Genomic DNA, 22,768 nt, shown 5'->3' on the forward strand with positions numbered 1-22,768 from the left:
CTAAGGAGTGCTCGATGTCTCCCGGACTTCGTTGCAGGCAGCGTGGTGCGATCGGCTTGATGGCGGCCTTGACGCTCGGTTTGGCGTTGGTCTTCTTACTGCTGGTGGTCGACAGCGGGCGGCTCTATCTCGAAAAGCGCAAGTTGCAAGGCATTGCCGACATGGCCGCGCTGGAAGCGGTCCAGCGCAATGGCGATTGCCTGGCAGCGAACAACAACACCGCCACCACCTACGCCGGCGCCAGTGCGGTGCGCAACGGCTACATCATTCCCCCCGCCAATGCACTGGACGTGCGCTGTGGTTCGTTGACCACGGCGGCTTCGAATCTACGGGTGTTTTCCGCAGATGCCACCAAGCGCGATGCGATTCAAGTGATCGCCTCGCGCCCGGTGTTGACCAGTGTCGCCGGTGGTATCTGGTCGATGTTCAATGGCGGCGCCTACAGCCTGACCACCCTGTTGACGGCCAAGGCCGTGGCCGCGCCGAAGATTTTGCCGCCCCAGGCGCAATTGACGATCAAGTCCACGTTGGTGACGGTCAACTCCACCGATTCCGCCGCGCTGAACCTGCTGTTCGGCAAGTTGTTGGGCGGTAACCTGTCGCTCGATGTGGCCGGTTGGCAGGGGTTGGTGGACACCAATCTCAACCTGTTGAGTTACCTGAACCAGTTGGCACTGAACGTGGGCGTCCAGGCGGGCAATTACGACGAGTTGCTGGCCAAGAACCTCAAGCTCGGTCAACTGATCGATGCGGCGGTAACCGTGCTTCAAGCCGGGTCGGGTACCGCGACGGTGGCCGCCTCAGGGCTTACGAAGATCAATGCATTGGTGGGCAATCTCGACGTGACGCTGGGCAGCCTGTTGCAATTGCAGACAGGGGCTGTGTCCGCCGGGCTTAACACCACGTTGAACGCGTTCCAGCTGGCTGAGGCTTTTGTGCAATTGGCCAACAAGAAGAACGGGGTGGTGGCTGCGGTGCCTGTGACCATTCCCGGTGTGACGGCGAATCTCAAGCTCAAGGTCATTGAGCCGCCCATACTGTCCGCGATCGGTGACCCCACCTATGCCAAGAATAAAACCGATGCGAGTACGCGGATTTATGTGCGCACGGCGCAGGTAAGCCTGGGGCTGACAGTGACGCTGCCGGTACTCAACATCCCTGCGGTGAATTTGGTTGTGAACGGCTTGGTCGCTCCGCTTACGGACGTGCTGAACAATTTGCTCAGCCTGAACCTGGCCGGGACTGTCAGTTCGCTGCTGTGTGCCGTGGGAGGCGTTCCTTGTCAGACCACAGACTTGAGGCTGCTGTCTTCCGCCACTAACCCGCCGGTTCCCAGTGTGGATGTGATTCTTGAGCTGGGCATTGCTGAAAGCTATGTCACAGGGTTTACCTGCGCGAGTGACGCGACCAAAACGCTGACCACCCAAACCAATGCGTCGGTGGTGAGCATCAAAGTCGGCCAGAGCCCTACCCTGATCGATTCACTGGGAGCCAGCCCGCCGCTGCCGGCCGTGCCACCGCTGCCGGTGATCGATATCGGCGCGGTGACGTGCCTCAAGCCGCTGCTCGGGCTCGGGCCCACCGTCTGCGATTACCCTAATCGCAAAGCGTTTTATGGTGGGGGGATTGGGATGCTTATCGACCCCAGCGTGGGCTCAGTGACTTCGGCGGGTGGCGCTTACACCTACAACCAGCCACCGGAGATCAAGCAGCCACCGCTCTATCATTCGCTATCGACTGCTAGCCTGGTGACGTCCCTCGGACAGGCTTTGCAAACAGGGCTGAAATTCCAGGTTTACAAGCCTACGGGGTTCAATCTGCTGGGCGGGTTATTGGCGACCAGCGCAACGCTGCTTAACGATTTGAATAGCACGCTGGGCAACGTCATCGGCACTGTCCTTAGCCCAATTGTCGACCCGCTGGTAAACGGCTTGCTGTCCACCTTGGGCATCAACCTCAACAAAGTTGAAGTCGGCGCCAACCTCAGTTGCAGACCTCACGGACAAGCGGCATTGGTGCTTTAAGCCTCCACGATCGGTAACTCCACACAAAACCTGGCGCCTTCTGCGCCATTGACGACGCTCAGTCGGCCGCCCATGTTTTCCACAATTCCGTAGCTCACCGACAACCCCAGCCCCGTGCCCACGCCAATCGGCTTGGTGGTGAAGAACGGCTCGAAAATCCGTTCCAGCAGGCGAGGGTCAATACCGCCGCCGTTGTCCTCGACCCAGATCCGCACGTGGCGGCTGTCGTGCTCGCAATGCAGTGCGATCCAAGGGCGCAGTGCCGGGTTCTGTTCGCGATTGCTCAGCAGTGCATCACGGGCGTTGACCATCAGGTTGATCAGTACTTGTTCCAACTGGTCGACGTAGCCTTTGACCTGCACGGTGAAGTCCACCGGGGTGACGCGCAGGTCCATGCCTTTGCCCTTCAAGCCTTCGCTGAGCATCGACAGCGTGCCCTCCACCGCCTGTGCCGGGTCGAAGGGCTGCTGCTCGATTTCCGAGCGGCGCCCAAACACCCGCATATGGTCCACCACCCGCGCCGCGCGCAGCACTTGGGCGTCGATGCGCTGAAGTTTTTCGGTGAGGTAATCGACGTCTGCGTTGCCGCTACTCAGGCGCTTGAGCACGTTGACGATGGCCATGCGCATCACGTTCAGCGGTTGGTTGATTTCATGCGCCAGGCCCGTGGCCATTTCGCCGAGGGTGGCCATCTTGGCGCTTTGTGTCAGCTGTTGCTGGGAGCGGCGCACTTCCGTGTTATCCCGGCCTACGGCTTGCACTTCCACCAGCGCGCCGCGCTCATCAAACACCCCGCGGTCCGACCAGACCCACCAGGCATGCTCGCGGCCAGGCAGTTCCAAGCTGATTTCGGCGGTGCTGACCGGGAACTCCGGAGTCAGTTGGTTGATGCGCTGCTCAAAGGCTTGGCGCTGCTCTACCGACAACCAATGCCCCAGGTTCATCCCCGGCAGCTGCGTGGGCAAACATTCCAGATAGTTGGCCAGCGGTGTGTTGCCGAAGGTCAGGGTCAGGTCTGGTCGGTAGCGGCAGATCATGGCCGGGGAGTCTTCCACCAGGATGCGATAGCGCTCTTCGCTCTTTTTGATCTGTTCGGCGGCCAGGGTCGCTTCGGTGACGTCCAGCCATAGCCCGACGGCCTCTACCGGTAGACCCAGTTCATCGCGCAGCAGCTTGGCTTCGTCGAGCAACCAATGGTCTACGCCGTGTTTATCGCGAACGCGGTAGCGGCTGCGCACGTTGCCTTCGCGAAGCAGTTGGCGAGTGCGCTCGAAGTAGAGGTCACGGTCATCGGGATGAATCCATTCGATAAGACTGGCCGGCGTGCATTCTTCGAGGGTGCGGCCGAGCAGAGGCAGCAGGCTGTCGCTGAAAAACAGCGGCTGCAGGGTGCCTTCGACATACCGTTGTACGTAGATGATTGCCGGTGAGCTGGCGATCAGGTTGTCCAGCCTTGCGTGAGCGGCGGCGGCTTGATGCTGCTGGTTTTTTATATCGCTGATATCCAGCATGAAGCCGATCAGCCGCCGTGTGCTTCCCACCCCTAACGCTTGGCCTTGAACGCGGTACCAAAGGGGGTTTTGTGCGGCGTCCATACGATGCAGACGTACGCTGGTGGACACCGGTTTGCTCGCTGTCTGCAAGTCTTGCAGGCGACTGGCGAGCTCCTGGCGGTCAGCGGGGTGGATCAGCATCAGCCAGTCTGTCAGGGCCATGCGCGGGGTGCTGTGGTTGGGGCTCAGGTGCTGTAACAACTGGGGTGCCAGCTGGATCTCTTCAGTGTCTGGTTGGAGTTCCCACCAACCGGTGCCCAGTAACCCCTGCAACGCTTCCAGCCGGTCAAGTTGCTGCTGATGACGCTGCTCGCGAAGGCGGCTGAGTAATGGGGCGGCGATGGCGGCGGTCAGTTGGAGCCAGTCACGGTCACTGGCCTTTTCTTCGCCGCGATAAAACCCGCAAAGCAGCCAGGCGGCAACGCCATGGTCGTCACGGTAGGGCACCAGGAAGCCTGCGGCATTGTTGAAAATGCCCTGCAAGCGCGGGTGCTCGCTGTGGCCATGGTTCAGGCTCAGGTTCAAGGGGGTCTTGCCGTCGAGGCTGTCCAGCGCGGTTCCCAGGGGCTGTCCGTCGTGCCACAGGGCCGGTGCATCGTGTGCGCGATAGTGGCTGTGGATCAACCAACCCTGCTCCTGGCTATCGAGCAGGGCAATGGCGACACAGGGAATCTGCAAGCATTGCGCAATGCTTTGCAGGTTGTCTTGGAGTTCCTCGGGCAGGCGCGCCAGGCTGCAAACCCACAGTCGCTCACTGATCTGGGCACTCAGGTACTGATTCTGTTCGCGGGTTTCAGCTTGATTGCGGTGGGCAATCAAGTCGCCGATGTCGAGCAGTTGTAATACCCAGCCATCACCTTGAGGTTGAATCCAGCCTCGGGTTTGCAGGACGCGCCCCGCATGCGCCTTGAAATCCAGGTCCAGGGTTTGTCCTTGCCAGTCGCCGGGGCAGCCCTCGATCACCACGGCGCTGTGGGCATCTACATAGTCCAGCAGTGGCATCGGTTGTTGCGGGTCGGTTGTTTTCGCCAAGCGATGGCGCAGCGCGCCGTCGGTTTGCAGCACGCGACCCTGATTATCCAGATAAATGTGCAGGCCGGCGTTCGCGGGGGCGTGTGCTGGCGAAGCAGAGATACCCGGAGGGCGGCCCAGGAGTCGATCGAAAAACCTTTCCCCCGAGTTCAAAACTGCAGGCTCGCTTGGGCCGAGAGCGTCGTAGGCAAGTTGGGCACAGTGCCGAAGCCCGGCAGGACCAGGAAGGGCAGAACGCTCTTAAGGTTGTCGGAGGGGTAATTGATTCGTACGGTCAGCATCCCGGTGCCCGAATAGTCTGCTGTGACATAGGCCGGTACGAATTTGAAGGCCGGCGGCAGCCACTGCAATTGCGCCTGGGCGGCACTGATCGCGCGGGTTTTCAGCGCATCGGTGTAGCCAGGCGTCGTAGGGTCAAGCGCCACGCCGCGTCTTACACCTTCTGCCGTTGCCTGGTTGAACGATTGCAGCAGCAGTAACGGCAGGCTGTAACTGACCAAACCATAAAACACGGCAAAAAAAATCATGAATACCATCGCGAACTCAAGCGCGGCGGCACCTTTCTGTTTTCTAGGGAGGCCCTTTTTCATGACTGCGTCTACCCTGACAACCACTACCTGATATCAGCATAGAATCATTCAGCGAAAAGGGATTTTTTTTACGTGATTCATAGCCTGTTGCTGTTTGTTTGGCTGGCGTTATGCGCCGTGCAAGATATCCGTCAACGCCAGATCGCCAACCGCCTGACGTGGGGTGGGCTGCTGCTGGCGTTGGTTTATTTGCTCTGGAGCGGGTCCACCTGGCTAGGGGCATCCGCTGCCGAGGGCGGATGGGCGTTTACCCTGGCGCTGCTGTTTACCTTGCCCGGTTATGCCTTAGGTCGGCTGGGCGCGGCGGATGTGAAGTTATTGGCGGCGTTGGCGTTGGCAACCAACAGCCAGTACTTGCTCGGCACGTTTGTCGGCGCAGGGCTGGCGAGTGTTGGGTGGTTGTTGGTGGCGCCCAGGATGTGGCCGCTGATGAATCAAGGAGTTAGAAACGCTCTTTGTCACCTTGAGCCGCGGGCGTCAAACAAACAGCCATTTGCGCCCTTTTTGTTCGTCGGATTTGTACTCGCTTGGGCTTGGATCCCATTAGTCGTGACGTAGCCTAGTGCTATGTACATAGTAAGAAAGTACGTCTACGTTTAAGGGTGAGTTGTACGGAAAATAAGCGGTTGGAATGGAACGGTTGGTCTTTGGCTTGCCCAGGCATGGAGTCGCGCGTGAACAAGCTTACCTCTCTAGTGAAAGTGCTCGTTGTCGATGATCAACCTTTGATCGTGGAAGAGCTGTGCGAATACCTCGAAAGCAGCGGCTATCGCTGCATCCCATGCCATTCCAGCCTCCAGGCTGTAAAACGTTTCAGCGAAGACGCTGACATCGGCCTGGTGCTGTGCGACCTGCATATGCCGGAAATGGACGGTATCGAGTTGGTGCAGGCGTTGCAGCGTTTGGCCGGTAAACAGCGTGCCTTTGAATCCATCATGCTGACGGGGCGCGCCGACAAACAAGATGTCATCAAGGCCCTGCGCGCAGGAATCGCGGACTATTATCAAAAACCGATCAATCTCCCCGAGTTGCTGGAAGGGTTGCAACGTCAGGAGGCGGTGCTGCAGGAACGGCATAAAAGCCTTGAGCTGGGGCACCTGAACCAGAAGCTGCAATACCTGTCGGCGTCCATCGATGACCTTTATCACGATCTCGACAAGGTGCGTAGCAACCCTCAATCCTCCATCAGCGCCACCGAGGCGCAGGGGGAGGGTGAAGCACTTGATGTGGAGATGCCGGTTATTTTCAAACAGTTGTCACCACGTCAATTGGACGTTGCACGGCTGGTGGGCAAGGGGCAGACCAACTACCAGATTGCCTGTGAGCTGGGCATCACTGAAAACACGGTGAAGCTCTACGTCTCCCAGGTGTTGCGCCTCACCCATATGCATAACCGCACGCAGTTGGCGCTGGCGCTGTCACCGAGCAATTCGGCGATACGCCAGCGGGTGACCGCCCACTAGTTGCTACCGCTCGGCGAGGTACCGCCTTGTTTCTGATCGTAGTACTCAGGAATAGGGTGCTTGTAGCTCTCTATCAGGCGCAGCATGGCGCCCTCGCGTTCAGCGGGGGTCGCCTTCTGCGGCTTGGACGACGCCAGTTGGCCGCTGACCTGCAGCTGTAGCCAGCCTTCAGTCTGTTTCTGTTGAGGCGAAGACGGGCCGGGCTCAATGGCCATGGCGGTCAGGGGCAGCGTTGCCAGCAGCAGGTTGGCGAGCAATGCGAGTTTCATCTGGATTCTCCCTGATTGACTGACTTGATAGGCGCCTGCAAGGCATCTCTGACAGCCGCTATTTGATCCTTGGCGGGCGACGCAGGCGAACGCTTGAGTTGCTGCGCCCGGGCCTGGGCCTGGCTGACTTGAACGGGGCTCAACCCCATGCGACTGACCACTTGCGCGGCCTGCCCCCAGTTGTCTTGGTAGATCAGCAGGGTCACCAGGTTAATGGCGGCCAACTGATTGCTCTGGTTGAGCTCCATGGCGGTGAGGAACTCGAAACGTGCATCGTCCATACGCAGTTGGTTGAGGTAGACCACCCCTAAGTCATTGCGGATTTTTTCATCGGTAGGCGAGAGCTGGGCGGCCCGTTGCAAATGGGCCAGTGCTTTACCGTTGTCGCCCTTGGCGACGGCGAGTTGCCCGAGTCCATGTTCGCCTTCAGCCGACAAGCATGTACCCAGCAGGGTTTTGTACAACGGCTCTGCGTCGTTGCGCCCTAACAGCCGGTAGACCTTTGCTTTGCGCAGGCGTACTTGAGGCAAGGAGTCCGGCAGATTTTGCAGATTGGCCAGGCTGGCGTGCAGCTTGCCGTCGTTGGCCATGTCGTCGGCGAGGTTCAGCGAAAGCTCCTGGTCGGCGCTGGGCTTGGAGCAACTGCCGTTAGCGGCGAACCCGGACCAAGGCGTCTGGCCCAGGTTCGCGCAGCCGCTCATGAGCAACAAACTGCACGCGGCAATCAGTGTTTTCATCGGTTGTCCTTTCAAGGCCCCATGGCCTTCGAGATGGCGATAAAGCCGGGACCGGCCAGTACGATCAGTAACGCCGGAAACAGAAAGACCATCATGACCACGGACATCTTGGCCGACATCTTGGAAATGTATTCCTGCATGCGCGTCAGGCGCCGGTCGTCCAGCAGTTGCTTGAGTGCCTGCAGCGACTTCATGGCGCCGCCGCCCTGATGCAGCAGCTGTTGCAGAATCGTGCAGGTGTCGCTGAACTCATCGACGCTCAGCATCAGGCTGGTTTTGTTCAACTCTTCGCCAAGCTCCAGGCCCGAGTCCACCCTGGCCAGCACAATGCGCAATTCCGAAGTGAGTACCGGCAGCAGCTTTTGCGCTTCTTGGGACATCACGCGCAAGGTTTGCTCAACGGCCATGCCGGATTCAAACAGGATGCGCAGCAGCGGAATGAAGGTCGAGATTTCCTGGGTGATCTGCTCCTGGCGCCGTTTGGCCAGTGACGCGAGCACGCGCTTGGGCAGCAGGTAACCGGTGGCCAGCCCGAGGAAGGGCGCTAGCCAAACGGGGTCCGCCTCAGGGAAAAACACGCTTTGTATCAGCAGCGTCAGGCCCAGCAGTACCAGTGGCGCGCCCACTTGGCAGGCGGCGAACATCGAGCGCTGCCCGGCCTTGCGCCAGCCAATACGGTTGAGCAGGGTTTGGGTTTCGTTGTCGAGGCTGATGGTGCGTTGGCCAATCCGGGTGTTGCCCAGCGTGCGCAACCATCGGCCTATCTTGTCTTCACGCTCGGTTTCGCCCTGCAGCCGCGAGGTGACCACGCGCTGTTGACGACGGTGAGCCAGGACGTTACCGACCAGCAGTAACGTCGCCGCGAAAAACAATACTGCGCTGATCAACATGGCCATGTCAGACGCTCCTCAGCATGCGCCACAGGGCGATGCAACCGAAGACCTGCATGGCGAAGGCACCAATCAACATCCACCTGCCGCTGTCATCGGCCCACATACCCACCAAATACGTTGGATTGGTCACCAGGAAGTAACCGGCCACGCTGACCGGCAGCAATGCCAGCACCACGGCGGTCACGCGAGTCTCCCCCGTCATCGCCCTGAGTTGGCGAGCGCCCTGGTCCCGTTCGCGGATCATTTTGATCAGATTTTCCAGCAACTCGCTGGCGTTGCCGCCATAGCGATGATTGACCTTCAACCCCAGCGCAAAGAGGCGCAGCTCATCCTGTTCGTAAAACTCGGCAAAGTCGTGCACCGCATCTGGCAGGCTGACCCCGAGGATGACATTGCGCTTGATGCGTCCCATGGACTTCTTCAGCGGGTCATCACTGGTTTCAATGCCACCCAGCACGGCGTCCGCCAGCGTGCGGCCGGATTTGAGGCTGCGTACGGCGTGATCGAGCAACTGAGGCAACTGCTCAATCATCCGGCGCAAACGGCGTTGATAGCGCAGGGCCAGGTAGAACCGCAGGATCAGGGGCGGCAGTACGACCATCGTCAGCAAGCCCAGCCATTCGGCAGCCAGGAAACCGAGCGCCACGCCAAAGCCCCAAAGCATGAGCCATAGCCCCAGGCGTTCGGTGGGCTTGCCCAGGCCGGCACGGATGAACATACGTTCAAGGCTGGTCACGACGGCCTTGTCATTCACTGCCTTAGGTTGGCCCTGGCCCAGTCGCTCCATCACACGCTCGGCCTGTGCCTGGCGCAAGCCACTGCGCATCATGTGCGTCGCCAGCAACAGCATGCCCAGAGAGATCAATGCGAGCAGGATCGGACCGATCATCAGGCGGCTCCTACAACGGCAGCGGGATTTCGCGGCGCAGTTTGTCGCCGGCGGGGTTGATGGCTTCGCGCAGGAAACCGAAGCCGGTGCGTTTGTCATGCCGGAACAGTGTGTTGGTGACGTACACGTCATCACGCACGCCCACGACTTCCACCACTTCACTGACGCAACGGCGACCGTCGGGCAAACGCGTCAGTTGGATCACCACATCCAGTGCCGCGCAGATCATCTGGCGCAGGGTTTTCTCCGCGACCACGCGGCCGGTGAGTCCCACCAGCGTCTCCAGGCGCAGCAGCGCATCCTGTGCGTTGTTGGCGTGCACGGTGCTCATCGACCCGTCGTGGCCGGTGTTCATCGCCGTGAGTACATCGAGCACTTCCACGCCACGAATCTCCCCCAGAATGATGCGGTCCGGGCGCATCCGCAGGGCGTTGCGAATCAGGTCGCTGGCCTTCACTTCGCCGTGCCCTTCGGCATTCGGCGGGCGGGTTTCCAGGCGTACTACGTGGGGGTGGCCCAGTTGCAGTTCGGCCACATCTTCGATGGTGACGAGCCGCTCATGGGGGTTGATCAGTTGGCTCAGAATGTTCAGCAGCGTGGTTTTACCGGTGCCGGTACCGCCGCTGATCAAGATGTTGCAGCGCTTGCCCACGGCCTCTTGGAAGAACTCGAAAATCAGTTGATCGATGGTCTGCATGGCCATCAGGTCGCTGCTTTTGAGCATGTCCTTGCGAAACTTTCGGATCGACAGGCAGGGCCCGTCCAGGGCAATCGGAGGAATGATCGCATTGACCCGACTCCCGTCCGGCAACCGCGCATCGACCATGGGTGACGACTCATCCAGTCGTCGCCCCAAGGGTGCGAGGATGCGTTGCATGACCCGCTCCACATGGTGGTCGTCGATAAAACGCAGGTCGCTTTGGTGCAGCAGACCGTCGCGTTCGACGAACACTCGGTGGGGGCCGTTGACCAGGATTTCAGTAACGGATGTATCGCGCAGCAGCACCTCAAGCGGCCCGAAACCGGTGAGTTCGTCAACGATTTCTTCTGCCAGGCGCTCCATTTCATAGCGGGAGATCGCCAGGTGCATGCGGGTGATGTACTCGGCGACTTTATCCATCACAAATTGCGCCAAAGATTGGCGCGTGCCTTCCAACAGGTTTTTCCCCGACTCCTCTATGGCATCGATGATGTAGCGGTGCAGGACCAGTTTGAGGCCGTCGTGATCGGTGTTGTCGACGGTGCCGCGTAAGGGCGAACCGAACAGTTTATCGCTGCTCATTTCGTACTCCAGAGACGGGTAAGCCAGTTGGCCGGTGGTTTCTCAAGGCCTTCGGAGCGTTTGGCCAGGCGCTCGCCAAGGGTGCGCAGGCCTTGGGTGAGCGGCTCGCGGGGCGATAAGGCAAATAAGGTCTGGCCCTGATTTTTGGCATTCAGGCGGATTTCCGCGCTCAGGGGCAGCACGGCAATCACTTCCAGGCCGAAGGTCTTGCCCAGCGCTTCGGCCTCCGGTGCGGCGCCTTTGATATAGCGGTCGACCAGCAGACGGCCGTGCTCCAGTTTCATGCCTTTTTCACGCCATCGATTGAGCACCGCCAGGTTGCGTCGGCAGTCGAGCACGCTTTGATCGGTGCACCACAGCAACTTGTCGCAATGGCTGACGAAGGTGCGCAGCGCTTCGCTGTCCGGCTGGCCGGTTAGGTTGACGACAATGTGCTGGAAGTGTTGGCGCAGGGCGCTGAGCAGCATGTACAGCTCGGCAGCGCTGGTTTGCTCCAGCGATTCGTCGCCGTCGGTGTAGGCCAGAATGCGCAGACCAGCCTCGGCCGAGGTAAAGGCGCTGTTGATCAAGGTGGCATCCAGGCGTCGCAAGTGGCGCAGGGCATCACCGAAGTGAAACGAGCTTTCCAGGCCCAACAGCGCCAGGCTGTCGCCCCGAGGCAGTCCCAAATCCAGTACCAGGGTTTGCTGCCCGCTTTTTTGCACCACTTGCGCCAGGTGGGTGGCCAGTAACGCGCCGTCGGTACCGCATTGGGTGCCATAGAGCACCGTCAGGCCACCCAGGTGAGTGGTGTGGCTGACCGTCGGCAGGCGCTTGCTCAGGCGTCGAACCAGGCCGGCCACTTCACTGGAACGCGAGCCATAAGCGACGAAGTCGCGGGCGCCGGCCCGCATGGCATTGAGTACGAGTTGATTGTCCATGCCGTCGCCCAGCGCGACGATGGCCAACATGGGTTTGGCCTCCAGTGCCCCTTCAATCAGGGCACATTGCGTGGTGACGTTTTCACGGTCCAGGCCGATGAAGACCAGGTTGGCGAAGGTCACGTCGACCAGTGCCAGCAGTTCGTCCAGACTGCCGCCGCCGGCACTGACCACTTGGCCCAACGGTGCAAGCGCGCCCTGAAGCCACTCCAGATCGGTGCTGTTACGCGTTATTGCCAGAAACGTTTGGCTCAGGCTTTCGCTCATTGGGACAGCCCCGTGCGACGGTCGAAGTTGCCATTTTCAAGGAAAAACAGGCGGTACCAATTAGGGTCGTAGCTGCGCAGCTTTTCGCCGGGCAGGGACGGCAACTGCGCATCGGCCGCCAGGGGTTGTACGAGGTGGGGTGTGACGATCATCAGCAACTCTTTTTCCTCGCGGCTGATGTTGGAATCGCGGAAGAACGCACCCAGGATCGGGATGTCGCCCAGGCCGGGAAATTTGTTGATGGTGGAACGGTTGTTGGTGCTGATCAGGCCACTGATGACGAAGCTTTCGCCATCGGCCAGGGACACGCTGGTGTCGGTGCGACGCACAGTGAGTGCGGGTACCTGAATGCCCTGGATCTGCACGGCGTTGCTGTAGTCCAGTTCGCTGACTTCCGGTGCCACTTTGAGGGTGATGCGGTTTCGATCGACCACGGTGGGGGTCAGGGTCAACCGAATACCAAACTCCTTGTACTCGATGGAGATGGTGTCGCTGCCGGCACTGGGCACCGGAATGGGCACTTCGCCCCCGGCCAGGAACGTTGCGCTTTGTCCGCTCAGGGCGACCAGGCTGGGTCGCGCCAGGGTGTAGGCAAAACCGCTGCTTTCCAAGGCATTGATCATCGCCGACACGCGCCCGCCGCCGAAGCCGATATTGAAGTTGGAGGCGCTCACCGGCAGAGCCAAGGTGTTAGCGCTGGGCACCGCGAGGTTGGGGCTGCCGATCAGGAAGTTTTTGCCAATCCCCAGGATCGAGGTGCTTGCCTCCTTGAGCTTGGTGCGACTGACTTCGACGAAGCGGATATCGGTCTGTACCTGGCTCGGCAGCAAGGGGTCGTCCGAGGGGGACAGCGACAAGCTGGTTAACGCTGAAGTGGCTTTGCCTTTGACGAACACCATGCTCTGGCGTGGGGTGTTAGAGCACGCGGTCCAGATCATAAGGCTGGTGGCGCCTTGGGAGATGCCAGTCAGCAGGAACGCCTGGTTGCCGTTGACTTGAACGTCGGCGATTTTGGGGTCGCCGACCGCCAGGCGGGTAATGGCAACCGGGGATTGCATGGCTTGTTGCATGCCTTCACCGACTTCGAGCGTCGCAGGAAGCTTGCCCAGGCTGGCGCAGTTGCCCGGTGCTGCCTGTGCGATCGCGATGGGCAGCGTCAGGGTGACGAGGGCCCAGAACGCTCGTGAAAAAAACCTCAGGGAACGACTGCTCATTCAAGGCATCCTTAGCGCTATCTGGGCGTTTGTTGAGTAACCTGGTTGCCGCGTATCACCTCGACACCCGAGCGACGTGGAGCGCTGGTGGTGGCCGATGGGCTGAAGTTGCTGGTGGGTGGTGCAGTAAAGGCCAACTGATTGAACTGGTAGAGGTCGCGCTTGGCGTTGTCGAGGTTTGCCGCTGATTCATTGGTGCCCGACCAGTACTGGCTCAAGCGTTGTTCGTCAGCGCTGCGCAGGGCCAGGCGCATTGCACCGGCTTGCGTGGCAAGCACCAACCGACTCATCAGTTGTTCTGGAACGGCCAGCAACACGGTGCGCGCACTGGCACGGCTCTGTTGTTGCTTGGCTTTGTCTTCGGCCGTTGTTGCTACAGGGGAGCCGGGTTTACCGTCATTGGTCAGCCCGAGTTGGTCCCCCACTCCAAGCAGGCGAAGTGCGGGGACTACGGTTTGCGCCGAGGGTTGCGGGTTACCGTTTTCCTGGCGCAGGTACAGCATCACGTCAACATAATCACCCGGGTTCAATTGCCCAGCGGCGCCGGTTACTTCATCCACGGCAACGGCCAGCGCGCGTTCGTCAGAGCGGATCATCCGGGCGAGGCTTCCGCCAGCCTCGAAGCTTTGTTCGGTCAGCCAGGTTCCGGCTTCCAGGCTGCGCCAAGGCGTGCGTCCGATGGCTTGCTCCAGCGTGGTGAGGCTGCCAGCCGGTGCAGTGCGCAGTTTTTCCAGGGTCAGGTCGGCGGCGGTGAGGGCGACGAAGGGCGGCACGTCGTGGGCCAGTACCACTACGGGTTGACGTGTCGGGTCTTCGACGGGGGCCACTGAAGAGGGGTTGGCAACGGGCTGAGCAACCACGGCGGCCGCCGGTTCCGGACGGCTCAACACGAGGCCCCAATAACCGGCAATCAGCGCTCCCAACAAGAGCAACCCGGCCAGAATCATACTGATGCGACTGCTCATAAAGGCTCTCCCTTTCCCACTGCAGAACCTGCTGTCTGGTCCATCCAGCACTGCGCAATCAGTTCACTATCAAGGTCTAACTATTTCGCTATTTGAAGGTAGTTCAGCTAGGACGAAATGCCATTACTCCTTGGAAAATTTCTCTTCATTAGTGGGAAATAAGGTTCTTCAGGCGTCATCGATTTGGCTACTACTTTGTGATTAGTCGCTTATTACAGTTGTTGGGAGTGGATTTGCCGACAATGCTCTAATGGCACAGCGAGATCATGCTGTAGCCCAGCTACATCAGCGCCCGGAGCGCAAAGGAGAAGTCAAATGTTCCTTGACGTCATTCGCAAGGTGTTTATCAAAATCCAGATTTTGTCTTACGGAAGAGAGGGGGCCTCCGGTATCGAATATGCAATTGTCGCGGCGATGTGTGCAGCGGTGATCGGGCTGTTCATGACGCCCATCAGCACTAAAGTGAAATCCATTTTTACATCGATCCAGACCGGTATCGGCGCTGGCACTTGAGCTTTTAACCCTTGTTGGAGAGTCACATGTCAGCAATTGGCAAGGTGTTCTTAAAGCTTCAACTGATGGTCTGCGCCAGGGATGGCGCTTCCGGTATTGAGTACGCCATTGTGGCTGCCATGTGTGCAGCTGTGATCGGTATCTTCATGACGCCCATCAGCGACAGAGTCACTGCGCTGTTCAAGTTGGTCGAAGCCAGTATCTTGTCCACTTGATCAATGGCGCGATACGACTACCCTGAGTGCACGTTTAGTATCAGGATCCTTACATGAGCCCCATGTCGTCCCCCCGGCAACAAATCCTGTTAGTGGACGACGAAGAGGACGCGCTGATCGAGCTCGCCGAATCCCTCGGAAACGAGGGGTTCGTGTGCTTCACGGCAACATCCGTCACCTTCGCCCTGCAAGAGTTGACACTTCACCCCGATATCGCCTTGGTCATCACCGACCTGCGCATGCCCGAGGAAAGCGGTATCTCCTTGATCAAGCGCCTGCGCGAACACACCTCACGCTCGCACCTGCCGGTGATTGTGATGTCCGGTCATGCCGAAATGGATGACGTCAGCGACATGCTGCGCCTGCAGGTTCTGGATCTGTTTCGCAAGCCGATTTACCTGGTGCGGTTGATTGATACGTTGGACAGCTTGTTTCCTCTCAGCAAGCGGTAGGGCTTTTGGGGACTGCTGCGCAGTCGAACACGAGCAAGCCCGCTCGCCACAACAAGCCCTCTTACCACAGCAAACTCGTCTGCCGCAGAACCCCGCTCAGCCTAAACTGAGCGCTGTAGGCCTTGTCAGAGTTGATAGCTGAAACTCAACGTATACCGCGGCTGGCGGTTGAGGCTGTCGAGGGCCTCGTCCGACATCGGCTTGGCCGCTTCGAGCGCGATGTTGTAATACTTCGCGTCGCCAAAGCGCAGGCCCACGGCGGCTGAAGACAGGTTGTTGCCTTTGATGGGTTGGTCGTTGAACCAGGTCTTGGCACGGTCGAACACGATGTAGGGTTGCAGGATTCTCACCCACTCGCCGGCACGGTTGTAGCTGTAGTTGACCTCATAGGCCATGCCCCAGCCCTTGTCGCCCGAGCCTTGATCATCGGGGTAGCCACGACCGAAGTTCTGCCCGCCGAAGGTGGCGCGCTCGCTGTCGGGCAAGGTGTCGTCACTCCAATAGAGCGCTCCTGACAGCACGCCCTGAACGTTGCCGAACAGCTTGTTGCTTTGCACGCCCGACAGGCGCAGGCGGAAGAAGTCCAAGTCAGGTTTGAGGCCTTCGAGGTCGCTGCGTGTCTTGGCGCCCATACCGTCGATGCCTTGGTACAGCCCCGCGCTGAGGATGCGCAGTTGGTCGGCGTCGGCCTTGCGCCAGTCGCCTTCGAACGCCACGGCGCGCAGGTTGGTTTCGATGTCGAAGCGCTGGGGGAATCCCACCAGTTGATAGCGGGTTTTCTGGTCGACCCCATAGAACCGCGTGCCCAGTGTCAATGACTCGGTGGGCGAGGCGATCAGCGGGTGGCTCAGGCCAATGGAGAATCGGTCGATTGCCTGATGGGGCTTGAGTTCGAAGCCGCCGCCCAGTTGCAGGTTGGTGCCGGGGTCGGCGCGATAGCGTTCACCGGATAGCACCAGTTGGGTGCCCTCGGCATTGACGAATTGGCTGTAGGCGGCGCGGTAGTAGTGTTCTTTGTCGTCGCCCGGTGGGAACAGGCCGCTCACGCTCAGTTGTTCACCCATGGTGGTTTGGGAATTGCTGGTGGCGGTTAACAACGCTTGCGTGCCGCCACGACTGGCTTGGTTGAGGCTCATGCTGGTGGTGAAAGGCTTGCGGCTGGCAGTGATCTGCATGTGGGTGCCGCCGTCGGTGGTGCCAGGTGGCGGCACTTGCGCTTGCAAGGTGACGCCGGGGATCGCGCCCATGAGTGTGGTGTAGCGCTCGAAGGTTTTACGGGTCAGTGGGCGCTCGGCCTTGAGTTTGTCGGCGAGCTTTTCGACGTAGGACGACACTGAGCCAATATCGCCTTGTACTTGGTAATCGCGGATATAACCCTCCACCAGAATGACGTGCACCAGGCCGTCATCGAAGCGTTGCTCCGGCAGGAACGCATAGGACAGCAGGTAGCCGTCTGCCTGGTAGCGCCGGGTGATGCTGCGTGTCGCCTCGATCAATTGGGCCAGGTTGGTTTCGTGGCCGATCAAGGGCTCGAACGCCAGGGCAACGTCGTTGAGCGGGTAGACCGTGCCGCCGTCGATCTGCAGTTTGCGAATGGTCACCTTGGTGTCCATCAGCAACGGTTGCGCCTCACTCGCCGCGGGGGTGGGCAGCTGCGTTTGCGGGGTGTTCGGGCGGTAGGCATCGGCGGGCAGATTGGGCACCGGCAGGTTGCGGATGGTGTCGTTGCTATTGAGGAAGCTGGGCAGGGTATCGGCGTGGGCGTAAGCACTGAGGGTGAGCAATAACAACGGTGTCAAAGCGCGCATAGGACACTCCATGGTCAAAGCAGCAGCGTTTCGCAGGTGCCCGCCGGGCTCTGAAGGCGCGGTTCGGGTGTTTTTCAGGGGCCGTTCAGTGGCCCTAAAAAAAGACGAGAGATTTATTAGATCTCTCGTCTCAACCAAGCGTAGGCGCTGTAGGTGAGGCCGTCTAATCGGCCAGGTGCAATTCTATTTTTTGCCGGTGAGGCCACCGAGCAACCCTCCCAGGCCACCGCTGGTGCTGGCCCCGGCACTGGCACTGGCGCCGGCAGATGCGCTGCCGCCCAGGTTCAAGCCGCCGCCGAGCAACCCACCGCCGCTGGTACCGCCGGTGACCAGGCCACCCACCGACGCCACGGTGCCGCCGACAGCGCTCACGGTGCCGCCCAGGGCGTTGGTGACCGGGTTGGCATTGGCGCCGCTGATTTTGCCGCCCAGGCTGTTGACGGCGCCGCCGACGTTAGTCACCAGGCCATTGACTGGCGCGCCCAGACCGGTGGCGTTGCCGACGTTTTGGGTCAGGCTGGCGATGCCACTGGTGGCAGGGTTAAGTGCGCTGCCGAGGTTGGTGGTCACCGCCATGATCGGAGCGCCCGCGGCGGTGTTTGGAGTGCCGCTGCCGCCCAGCAAGGTGCCCAGAGATGCTACCGTGCCGCCGGCGCTGGCGCCGGTGACGCCAGCAGCGCTCACCACGCCATTGGTATTGCCGGCGTTGAGGCCGTTGCCGGCGCCGGCGATGACACCACCGATCAGTTCCGGCAGACCGAGTTTGACGCCACTGCCGCTACCGCCGCCGTTGCCGGCGGCTGGGTCGACATAGCCGCTTGCGGTGCCGACCACGGTGCCGACGCCATTGAGCAGGTTACCCACGGCGCCGGTCACAGGGTTACCGGTGCCGCCAGCGCCGGCGACTTTATCGCCGAGGCCATCGACGGTGCTGCCGACTTTATCCAGCAGGCCGCCGACCGGGCTGTCCAGGCCCGTTGCGTTGCCAACTTTGCCGGTGGTTTTTTCCACCAGCGAGACGACCGGCACCAGCACTCGGGCGCCCACGGCATTTGTCACATTGCCCAGCGGGCCGGTGGTGCTGGCGGTGCTCAGGGTATCGCCGAGCATGGTCACCACGTTGCCGACTTTGTCGACCGCGCCGCCCACCACTGGCGCAGTTGCGCTGACCACGGGCACTTTACCCAGCAGCGTGCGCACGTTAGCGCCGGTGGTGCTGACGCCATCGCCCAGATCGGAAACACCTTGGCCTACGCCGTCGAGGGTGTTGCCCAGTGCATTGCTGTCAGTGCCCAACGAGCCGAGCCCATCCGACAGGCCGTTGCCGATGCTGCCGACCGCAGTGCCGGTGGCCACCACCAGACCTTGGGTGGTCGCGCCAACAATCGGCAAGCTGCCGAGGGTGGTGCCGAGACTGCTGACGGTGCCGCCCACGCCGGTCACCGTGTTGCCCAGCGTGTCGACGACGGTCGCGGTGACCAGTGGCGTGGTGGTGCCGCCACCAGTGCCGCCACCGGTACCTCCACCGGTACCGCCACCAGTGCCTCCACCGGTGCCTCCACCGGTACCGCCACCAGTGCCGCCACCGGTACCGCCGCCAGTACCTCCACCGGTTCCGGCAGTATCCGAAGAGGAGGAGCCGCTACTGTGATGCCCGCCACCACCGCTGCTGCAGCCACCGAGTGTCATTGCTATTGCCAGGGCCAACGCGGTACTTGCTTTCCAAAACACTACTTGAGTTTTCATGATTGAATTCCTTGCACCCGTACAACCTTAGTTGTCTTCAAACGCTCGTTATTTCTTGGGATAGCGATGCGTTTGTCCGTAGGTCTATAACAGACCCGGGTGCGTGTTCCCTCAAGGCTCAACTTGGTATTAACGATTTATATAGAGGGCGTGAAGTGTGTGCTTAATGACTAGTCGTAAGGGTATAAGGGGAGGGCGTATCAAGATGTATATGTCTATTGAATCAGTCGCTTAGATAAAAAAATAGCGGACTTTTTCAAGTCCGCTATTACTTATGGCGTATATATACAATTAAGCAGGTTTTGTTATGCGATTGGCCGCCATTTCCCCACCATATGTTCAATATCTCCCGCGCCCTTCAACAGTAATTCGCCACTGGAACCGGCGGTGCTACTGTGCAACGTCACTTCGCTGGGCAGGCGCACCGGTTTTTTGAATACCATTTCGATTTCTACATTGGCAGCGGGCAGGTGCTCACCGAGTGCGGCCAGTGTGCGGGCCTTGTTCCACAGTCCGTGGGCGATGGCCTGGGGGAAGCCAAACAACTTGGCGGTCGGGGCACTCAGGTGAATCGGGTTGTAGTCGCCGGAGACCCTCGCATAGCGACGGCCGATATCCGAAGGGGCCTTCCAGTGGGTCAGTTCGCTGATGTGTACAGGTGTGGGCTGGGTGTCATCGGCAGCTTCGCCTTCGAGTTTTACGCCTCGGCAAAGCATTCGGCTCTCGGCTTCCCACAGCACTCCGAGAGAATCTTCGACGGTGGTTACCACCTCAAAGGTTGCGCCCTTGGCGTGAGGTTGGAGGTTTTGCGCGTGCACGCTTATGAAGAGTTCGTTTACCCCGCCCAATGGGCGATGGATTCGAATGCAATTGCTCAGGTGGATCAACCCCAGCAACGGGAAGGGAAATGCCTTGGCCGTGAGCAGCTGCATTTGTAATCCAAACGCCAGGATGTGTGGGTAGGTCGCCGGTAGGATCGGGCTGTCGGCAAAACCGCAGACCTTGCGATACGCCGCGACGTCCTTGGGGTTGACGCTGACCCGGCAGCGCAGCCCCTGTTCAGGCAGTGTGCTGCCGGTAATCTTGCGCTTGAGCGCCGCTCGCCAATACAACGGCGGCAGAAACGGGGTATTGCCTAAGGTCTGCCATTCCATGCTCACGCTCCCAATAGACTTTGCCCGCACACCCGCAATGCTTGCCCGCTGACCGCGCCGGAACCGGGCTGGCCCAGCCAGGCCACAGCTTCGGCGACGTCCTGCGGCAAACCGCCTTGGCCCAGGGAGCTCATGCGGCGCCCGGCTTCACGCAGGGCGAACGGGATGTGTGCGGTCATCTGGGTTTCGATAAAGCCTGGCGCCACGGCATTGATGCTGATCCCGCGCTCCTTGAGCAACGGCGCCCACGCCTGCACCAGGCCGATCAAACCCGCCTTACTCGCGGCATAGTTGGTTTGCCCACGGTTACCGGCGATGCCGCTGATGGACGCCAGCACCACCACGCGGGCGTTGTCGTGCAGGCTGCCGCTGTCGAGCAGCGCTTTGGTCAATACCTGCGGTGCATTGAGATTGACCGCGAGCACCGCATCCCAATATTCCGGGGTCATGTTGGCAAGGGTTTTGTCACGGGTGATACCGGCGTTATGCACCAGAATATCGAGGCCATCGGGCAGGTGTTCGATCAACTGGCTGGCGGCGTCTTCGGCGCAGATATCCAGCACCACCGTGCGAGCACCCAAGCGCGCCGCCAGGGCTTCGAGGTCGGCCTTGGCCTGGGGGACGTCAAGGAGAATGACCTCAGCGCCGTCGCGGGTCAGGGTTTCAGCGATAGACGCGCCGATGCCACGCGCCGCACCCGTGACCAGCGCCTTGCGCCCGGCCAGTGGGCGGGTCCAGTCCTCAACGGGCGTGGCGCAAGCCTCCAGGCGAATCACCTGGCCGGAAATGTAGGCGCTTTTCGGTGAGAGGAAGAAACGCAGCGCGCCTTCCAGCTGGTCTTCGGCACCCTCGCCGACGTAGAGCAATTGCAACACTCCGCCGTTGCGCAGTTCCTTGGCCAAGGAGCGGCTGAACCCTTCCAAGGCCCGCTGGGCGCTGGCGGCAAACGGGTCGCTGAGACTTTCCGGGGCGCGGCCGAGGATCACCAGGTGCGCGCTGTTATCGAGGTTTTTCAGCAGGGGCTGGAAGAACTCGCGCAGTTGCTTGAGCTGGTCGGTGTGTTGCAGCTCGCTGGCATCGAACACCACGGCCTTGAGCTTGGGGCCGTGCCCGGGAATCCACGTCGATGACTCGGCGCCGTAGGTATAAATCGCGTCGGTGAGTTTGTTGGCAAATGCCTGCACCTTACTTGTCAGGGCTCCACCGCCCAGCAGCAGTGCACCGTCTACCGGGCGCAGGCGTCCGGCTTGCCAGCGTTCCAGGCGTACCGGTGACGGCAGGCCAAGGGCGGCGACCAGGCGATGGCCGAGGCTTGAGTTGGCGAAGTCGATATAACGGTCAGACATGGAACGCTCTCCGAAGGCTGGGGTTCAAAGGGTTGACCATCCCAGGGTAGCAGTCGTTCGACTAGGCTCAGTGATCAAGCCCATAACAGACAGAGGGAGCTTTCCATGACTCAATTGCGCCGTGTAGCGATCATTGGCGGTAACCGCATTCCTTTCGCCCGTTCCAATGGCCCCTACGCCACGGCGAGCAACCAGGCGATGCTGACCGCCGCCTTGGAAGGCTTGATCGAACGCTACAACCTGCACGGCCTGCGCATGGGCGAGGTAGCCGCCGGCGCGGTGCTCAAGCATTCGCGCGACTTCAACCTGACCCGCGAATGCGTGCTGGGCTCGCGGCTGTCACCGCAGACCCCAGCCTATGACATCCAGCAAGCCTGCGGCACCGGGCTGGAGTCGGCACTGCTGGTGGCCAACAAGATTGCCTTGGGCCAGATCGAATGCGGCATCGCCGGCGGGGTGGACACCACGTCAGACGCACCGATTGGGGTGAATGAAGGGCTGCGCAAGATCCTGCTGCAAGCCAACCGCAGCAAATCCATGGCGGATAAATTAAAAGTCCTGTTACAACTTCGTCCCCATCACCTCAAACCAGAACTGCCGCGCAATGGCGAGCCGCGTACCGGTTTGTCCATGGGCCAGCACTGTGAGTTGATGGCGCAGACCTGGCAGATCCCCCGGGCCGAGCAAGACCAGCTTGCGCTGGAGAGCCACCAGAAAATGGCGGCCGCCTATGCCGAAGGCTGGCACAACGATCTGCTCACCCCGTTTCTGGGCCTGACCCGCGACAACAACCTGCGTCCCGACCTGACCCTGGAAAAACTCGCCGCCCTCAAGCCCGCCTTCGAGCGCAGCGAAAAGGGCACGCTCACCGCTGGCAACTCCACACCGCTCACCGATGGTGCATCCCTGGTGCTGCTGGGCAGTGAGGCTTGGGCGAAGGAGCGGGGGCTGCCGATCCTGGCGTATCTGCGCGATGGCGAAGCGGCGGCGGTGGATTTCGTCAACGGCGCCGAAGGCCTGTTGATGGCTCCGGTGTATGCGGTGCCGCGTCTGTTGGCGAGGAATGGCCTGACGCTGCAGGACTTTGATTACTACGAGATCCACGAAGCGTTCGCGGCCCAGGTGTTGTGCACGCTAAAAGCCTGGGAAGATGCGGATTACTGCAAGACCCGCCTGGGGCTGGACGCGCCGTTGGGCTCCATCGACCGCAGCCGGTTGAATGTGAAGGGCAGCTCCCTGGCCGCCGGGCACCCATTTGCCGCCACCGGCGGGCGTATCTTCGCCAACCTGGCTAAGTTGCTGGATGCGGCGGGCAAGGGCCGAGGGCTGATTTCGATCTGCGCGGCGGGCGGTCAAGGGGTGACGGCGATCATTGAGCGTTGATTGCAGCCGAAACTGGCATATAGGATGCATTCTTGAGTGGTCAAAGATCGGTA

The 22,768-nt window shown here is 60.5% G+C and carries 21 protein-coding genes; 7 read left to right on the forward strand and 14 right to left on the reverse strand.

Annotated elements, in window-relative coordinates:
* Window positions 1-14 precede the first annotated feature (14 nt).
* A complete protein-coding gene (locus ACEN2T_RS06560) occupies window positions 15-2,024 on the forward strand; it encodes a pilus assembly protein TadG-related protein (RefSeq protein WP_442116474.1) in 2,010 nt (669 codons plus the stop codon).
* Here ACEN2T_RS06560 and ACEN2T_RS06565 read toward each other — a convergent pair.
* Together ACEN2T_RS06565 and ACEN2T_RS06570 are read right to left on the reverse strand one after the other, a co-directional pair.
* A complete protein-coding gene (locus ACEN2T_RS06565) occupies window positions 2,021-4,762 on the reverse strand; it encodes a PAS domain-containing sensor histidine kinase (protein WP_032887138.1) in 2,742 nt (913 codons plus the stop codon). The two genes, ACEN2T_RS06560 and ACEN2T_RS06565, sit on opposite strands and share 4 nt — an antisense overlap.
* The gene (locus ACEN2T_RS06570) at window positions 4,759-5,199 is read right to left on the reverse strand and encodes a TadE/TadG family type IV pilus assembly protein (protein WP_032887137.1); all 441 of its coding nucleotides are present in this window, start codon (window positions 5,197-5,199) and stop codon (window positions 4,759-4,761) included. The genes ACEN2T_RS06565 and ACEN2T_RS06570 overlap by 4 nt, the downstream gene beginning before the upstream one ends.
* A gap of 72 nt (window positions 5,200-5,271) precedes the next feature.
* On the opposite strand from ACEN2T_RS06570, the gene ACEN2T_RS06575 reads away from it, so the two are divergent.
* Window positions 5,272-5,757: a prepilin peptidase gene (locus ACEN2T_RS06575; RefSeq protein ID WP_179179568.1), complete on the forward strand. Its 486-nt coding sequence runs from the start codon at window positions 5,272-5,274 to the stop codon at window positions 5,755-5,757.
* Between the two features lie 116 nt (window positions 5,758-5,873).
* Window positions 5,874-6,662: a response regulator transcription factor gene (locus tag ACEN2T_RS06580; RefSeq protein ID WP_032887159.1), complete on the forward strand. Its 789-nt coding sequence runs from the start codon at window positions 5,874-5,876 to the stop codon at window positions 6,660-6,662.
* Here ACEN2T_RS06580 and ACEN2T_RS06585 read toward each other — a convergent pair.
* The 8 genes from ACEN2T_RS06585 to cpaB are packed head-to-tail and all read right to left on the reverse strand — an operon-like array spanning window position 6,659 to window position 14,098.
* Window positions 6,659-6,931: a DUF3613 domain-containing protein gene (locus ACEN2T_RS06585; RefSeq protein WP_032887136.1), complete on the reverse strand. Its 273-nt coding sequence runs from the start codon at window positions 6,929-6,931 to the stop codon at window positions 6,659-6,661. The two genes, ACEN2T_RS06580 and ACEN2T_RS06585, sit on opposite strands and share 4 nt — an antisense overlap.
* A complete protein-coding gene (locus tag ACEN2T_RS06590; RefSeq protein ID WP_032887135.1) occupies window positions 6,928-7,668 on the reverse strand; it encodes a tetratricopeptide repeat protein in 741 nt (246 codons plus the stop codon). Before ACEN2T_RS06590 ends, ACEN2T_RS06585 begins: the two co-directional genes overlap by 4 nt.
* 11 nt (window positions 7,669-7,679) lie before the next feature.
* On the reverse strand, window positions 7,680-8,564 hold the full coding sequence (locus ACEN2T_RS06595) for a type II secretion system F family protein (RefSeq protein WP_099602174.1): 885 nt from the start codon (window positions 8,562-8,564) through the stop codon (window positions 7,680-7,682).
* Window position 8,565: 1 nt separating this feature from the next.
* Window positions 8,566-9,450 carry a type II secretion system F family protein gene (locus tag ACEN2T_RS06600; protein WP_442116475.1) on the reverse strand — a complete coding sequence of 295 codons (885 nt, stop codon included), beginning with the start codon at window positions 9,448-9,450 and terminating at the stop codon, window positions 8,566-8,568.
* Window positions 9,451-9,460: 10 nt separating this feature from the next.
* Window positions 9,461-10,732 (reverse strand): CpaF family protein, encoded by a 1,272-nt coding sequence (locus ACEN2T_RS06605; protein WP_032887132.1) that lies wholly within the window; start codon window positions 10,730-10,732, stop codon window positions 9,461-9,463.
* Window positions 10,729-11,919 carry a pilus assembly protein gene (locus ACEN2T_RS06610; protein ID WP_032887131.1) on the reverse strand — a complete coding sequence of 397 codons (1,191 nt, stop codon included), beginning with the start codon at window positions 11,917-11,919 and terminating at the stop codon, window positions 10,729-10,731. Before ACEN2T_RS06610 ends, ACEN2T_RS06605 begins: the two co-directional genes overlap by 4 nt.
* Window positions 11,916-13,133 (reverse strand): type II and III secretion system protein family protein, encoded by a 1,218-nt coding sequence (locus ACEN2T_RS06615; RefSeq protein WP_442116476.1) that lies wholly within the window; start codon window positions 13,131-13,133, stop codon window positions 11,916-11,918. The genes ACEN2T_RS06610 and ACEN2T_RS06615 overlap by 4 nt, the downstream gene beginning before the upstream one ends.
* 17 nt (window positions 13,134-13,150) lie before the next feature.
* Window positions 13,151-14,098, reverse strand: a complete 948-nt coding sequence (gene cpaB, locus ACEN2T_RS06620) for a Flp pilus assembly protein CpaB (RefSeq protein WP_122756797.1) — start codon at window positions 14,096-14,098, stop codon at window positions 13,151-13,153.
* Between the two features lie 315 nt (window positions 14,099-14,413).
* Here cpaB and ACEN2T_RS06625 point away from each other — a divergent pair, with 315 nt between their 5' ends.
* The 3 genes from ACEN2T_RS06625 to ACEN2T_RS06635 are packed head-to-tail and all read left to right on the forward strand — an operon-like array spanning window position 14,414 to window position 15,278.
* A complete protein-coding gene (locus ACEN2T_RS06625; protein WP_095186495.1) occupies window positions 14,414-14,611 on the forward strand; it encodes a Flp family type IVb pilin in 198 nt (65 codons plus the stop codon).
* 26 nt (window positions 14,612-14,637) lie between these two features.
* Complete coding sequence (locus tag ACEN2T_RS06630; RefSeq protein ID WP_032887127.1) at window positions 14,638-14,826, forward strand: hypothetical protein; 189 nt, start codon at window positions 14,638-14,640, stop codon at window positions 14,824-14,826.
* Between the two features lie 53 nt (window positions 14,827-14,879).
* A complete protein-coding gene (locus ACEN2T_RS06635) occupies window positions 14,880-15,278 on the forward strand; it encodes a response regulator (RefSeq protein WP_032887125.1) in 399 nt (132 codons plus the stop codon).
* Window positions 15,279-15,403: 125 nt separating this feature from the next.
* On the opposite strand, the gene ACEN2T_RS06640 is transcribed toward ACEN2T_RS06635, so the two are convergent.
* The 4 genes from ACEN2T_RS06640 to ACEN2T_RS06655 all read right to left on the reverse strand — a co-directional run bounded on the left by ACEN2T_RS06640 (window position 15,404) and on the right by ACEN2T_RS06655 (window position 21,332).
* Entirely contained in the window at window positions 15,404-17,086 is a 1,683-nt protein-coding gene (locus ACEN2T_RS06640) for a ShlB/FhaC/HecB family hemolysin secretion/activation protein (protein WP_181640641.1), read from the reverse strand.
* A 183-nt stretch (window positions 17,087-17,269) separates the two neighbouring features.
* Window positions 17,270-18,832, reverse strand: coding sequence for a collagen-like triple helix repeat-containing protein (locus tag ACEN2T_RS06645; RefSeq protein ID WP_442116477.1), 1,563 nt, complete (start codon window positions 18,830-18,832; stop codon window positions 17,270-17,272).
* Window positions 18,833-19,137: 305 nt separating this feature from the next.
* Entirely contained in the window at window positions 19,138-19,986 is an 849-nt protein-coding gene (locus ACEN2T_RS06650; RefSeq protein ID WP_442116478.1) for a MaoC/PaaZ C-terminal domain-containing protein, read from the reverse strand.
* Window positions 19,987-19,988: 2 nt separating this feature from the next.
* The gene (locus tag ACEN2T_RS06655) at window positions 19,989-21,332 is read right to left on the reverse strand and encodes a 3-oxoacyl-ACP reductase (RefSeq protein WP_179179566.1); all 1,344 of its coding nucleotides are present in this window, start codon (window positions 21,330-21,332) and stop codon (window positions 19,989-19,991) included.
* A gap of 105 nt (window positions 21,333-21,437) precedes the next feature.
* On the opposite strand from ACEN2T_RS06655, the gene ACEN2T_RS06660 reads away from it, so the two are divergent.
* On the forward strand, window positions 21,438-22,715 hold the full coding sequence (locus ACEN2T_RS06660) for an acetyl-CoA C-acetyltransferase (protein ID WP_442116479.1): 1,278 nt from the start codon (window positions 21,438-21,440) through the stop codon (window positions 22,713-22,715).
* Window positions 22,716-22,768 lie beyond the last annotated feature (53 nt).

Source organism: Pseudomonas sp. W22_MBD1_FP4 (assembly GCF_052113765.1).
Classification (GTDB): Bacteria; Pseudomonadota; Gammaproteobacteria; order Pseudomonadales; family Pseudomonadaceae; genus Aquipseudomonas; species Aquipseudomonas sivasensis.

What these genes read in the sequence shown, in the direction of transcription:
- ACEN2T_RS06595 (WP_099602174.1), bottom strand. Translation starts at nt 8,564, where the DNA reads ATGGCCATGTTGATCAGCGCAGTATTGTTTTTCGCGGCGACGTTACTG.
- ACEN2T_RS06570 (WP_032887137.1), bottom strand. Translation starts at nt 5,199, where the DNA reads ATGAAAAAGGGCCTCCCTAGAAAACAGAAAGGTGCCGCCGCGCTTGAG.
- ACEN2T_RS06600 (WP_442116475.1), bottom strand. Translation starts at nt 9,450, where the DNA reads ATGATCGGTCCGATCCTGCTCGCATTGATCTCTCTGGGCATGCTGTTG.
- ACEN2T_RS06655 (WP_179179566.1), bottom strand. Translation starts at nt 21,332, where the DNA reads ATGTCTGACCGTTATATCGACTTCGCCAACTCAAGCCTCGGCCATCGC.
- ACEN2T_RS06630 (WP_032887127.1), top strand. Translation starts at nt 14,638, where the DNA reads ATGTCAGCAATTGGCAAGGTGTTCTTAAAGCTTCAACTGATGGTCTGC.
- ACEN2T_RS06650 (WP_442116478.1), bottom strand. Translation starts at nt 19,986, where the DNA reads ATGGAATGGCAGACCTTAGGCAATACCCCGTTTCTGCCGCCGTTGTAT.
- ACEN2T_RS06605 (WP_032887132.1), bottom strand. Translation starts at nt 10,732, where the DNA reads ATGAGCAGCGATAAACTGTTCGGTTCGCCCTTACGCGGCACCGTCGAC.
- ACEN2T_RS06590 (WP_032887135.1), bottom strand. Translation starts at nt 7,668, where the DNA reads ATGAAAACACTGATTGCCGCGTGCAGTTTGTTGCTCATGAGCGGCTGC.
- ACEN2T_RS06640 (WP_181640641.1), bottom strand. Translation starts at nt 17,086, where the DNA reads ATGCGCGCTTTGACACCGTTGTTATTGCTCACCCTCAGTGCTTACGCC.
- ACEN2T_RS06625 (WP_095186495.1), top strand. Translation starts at nt 14,414, where the DNA reads ATGTTCCTTGACGTCATTCGCAAGGTGTTTATCAAAATCCAGATTTTG.
- ACEN2T_RS06645 (WP_442116477.1), bottom strand. Translation starts at nt 18,832, where the DNA reads ATGAAAACTCAAGTAGTGTTTTGGAAAGCAAGTACCGCGTTGGCCCTG.
- cpaB (WP_122756797.1), bottom strand. Translation starts at nt 14,098, where the DNA reads ATGAGCAGTCGCATCAGTATGATTCTGGCCGGGTTGCTCTTGTTGGGA.
- ACEN2T_RS06660 (WP_442116479.1), top strand. Translation starts at nt 21,438, where the DNA reads ATGACTCAATTGCGCCGTGTAGCGATCATTGGCGGTAACCGCATTCCT.
- ACEN2T_RS06560 (WP_442116474.1), top strand. Translation starts at nt 15, where the DNA reads ATGTCTCCCGGACTTCGTTGCAGGCAGCGTGGTGCGATCGGCTTGATG.
- ACEN2T_RS06610 (WP_032887131.1), bottom strand. Translation starts at nt 11,919, where the DNA reads ATGAGCGAAAGCCTGAGCCAAACGTTTCTGGCAATAACGCGTAACAGC.
- ACEN2T_RS06585 (WP_032887136.1), bottom strand. Translation starts at nt 6,931, where the DNA reads ATGAAACTCGCATTGCTCGCCAACCTGCTGCTGGCAACGCTGCCCCTG.
- ACEN2T_RS06615 (WP_442116476.1), bottom strand. Translation starts at nt 13,133, where the DNA reads ATGAGCAGTCGTTCCCTGAGGTTTTTTTCACGAGCGTTCTGGGCCCTC.
- ACEN2T_RS06635 (WP_032887125.1), top strand. Translation starts at nt 14,880, where the DNA reads ATGAGCCCCATGTCGTCCCCCCGGCAACAAATCCTGTTAGTGGACGAC.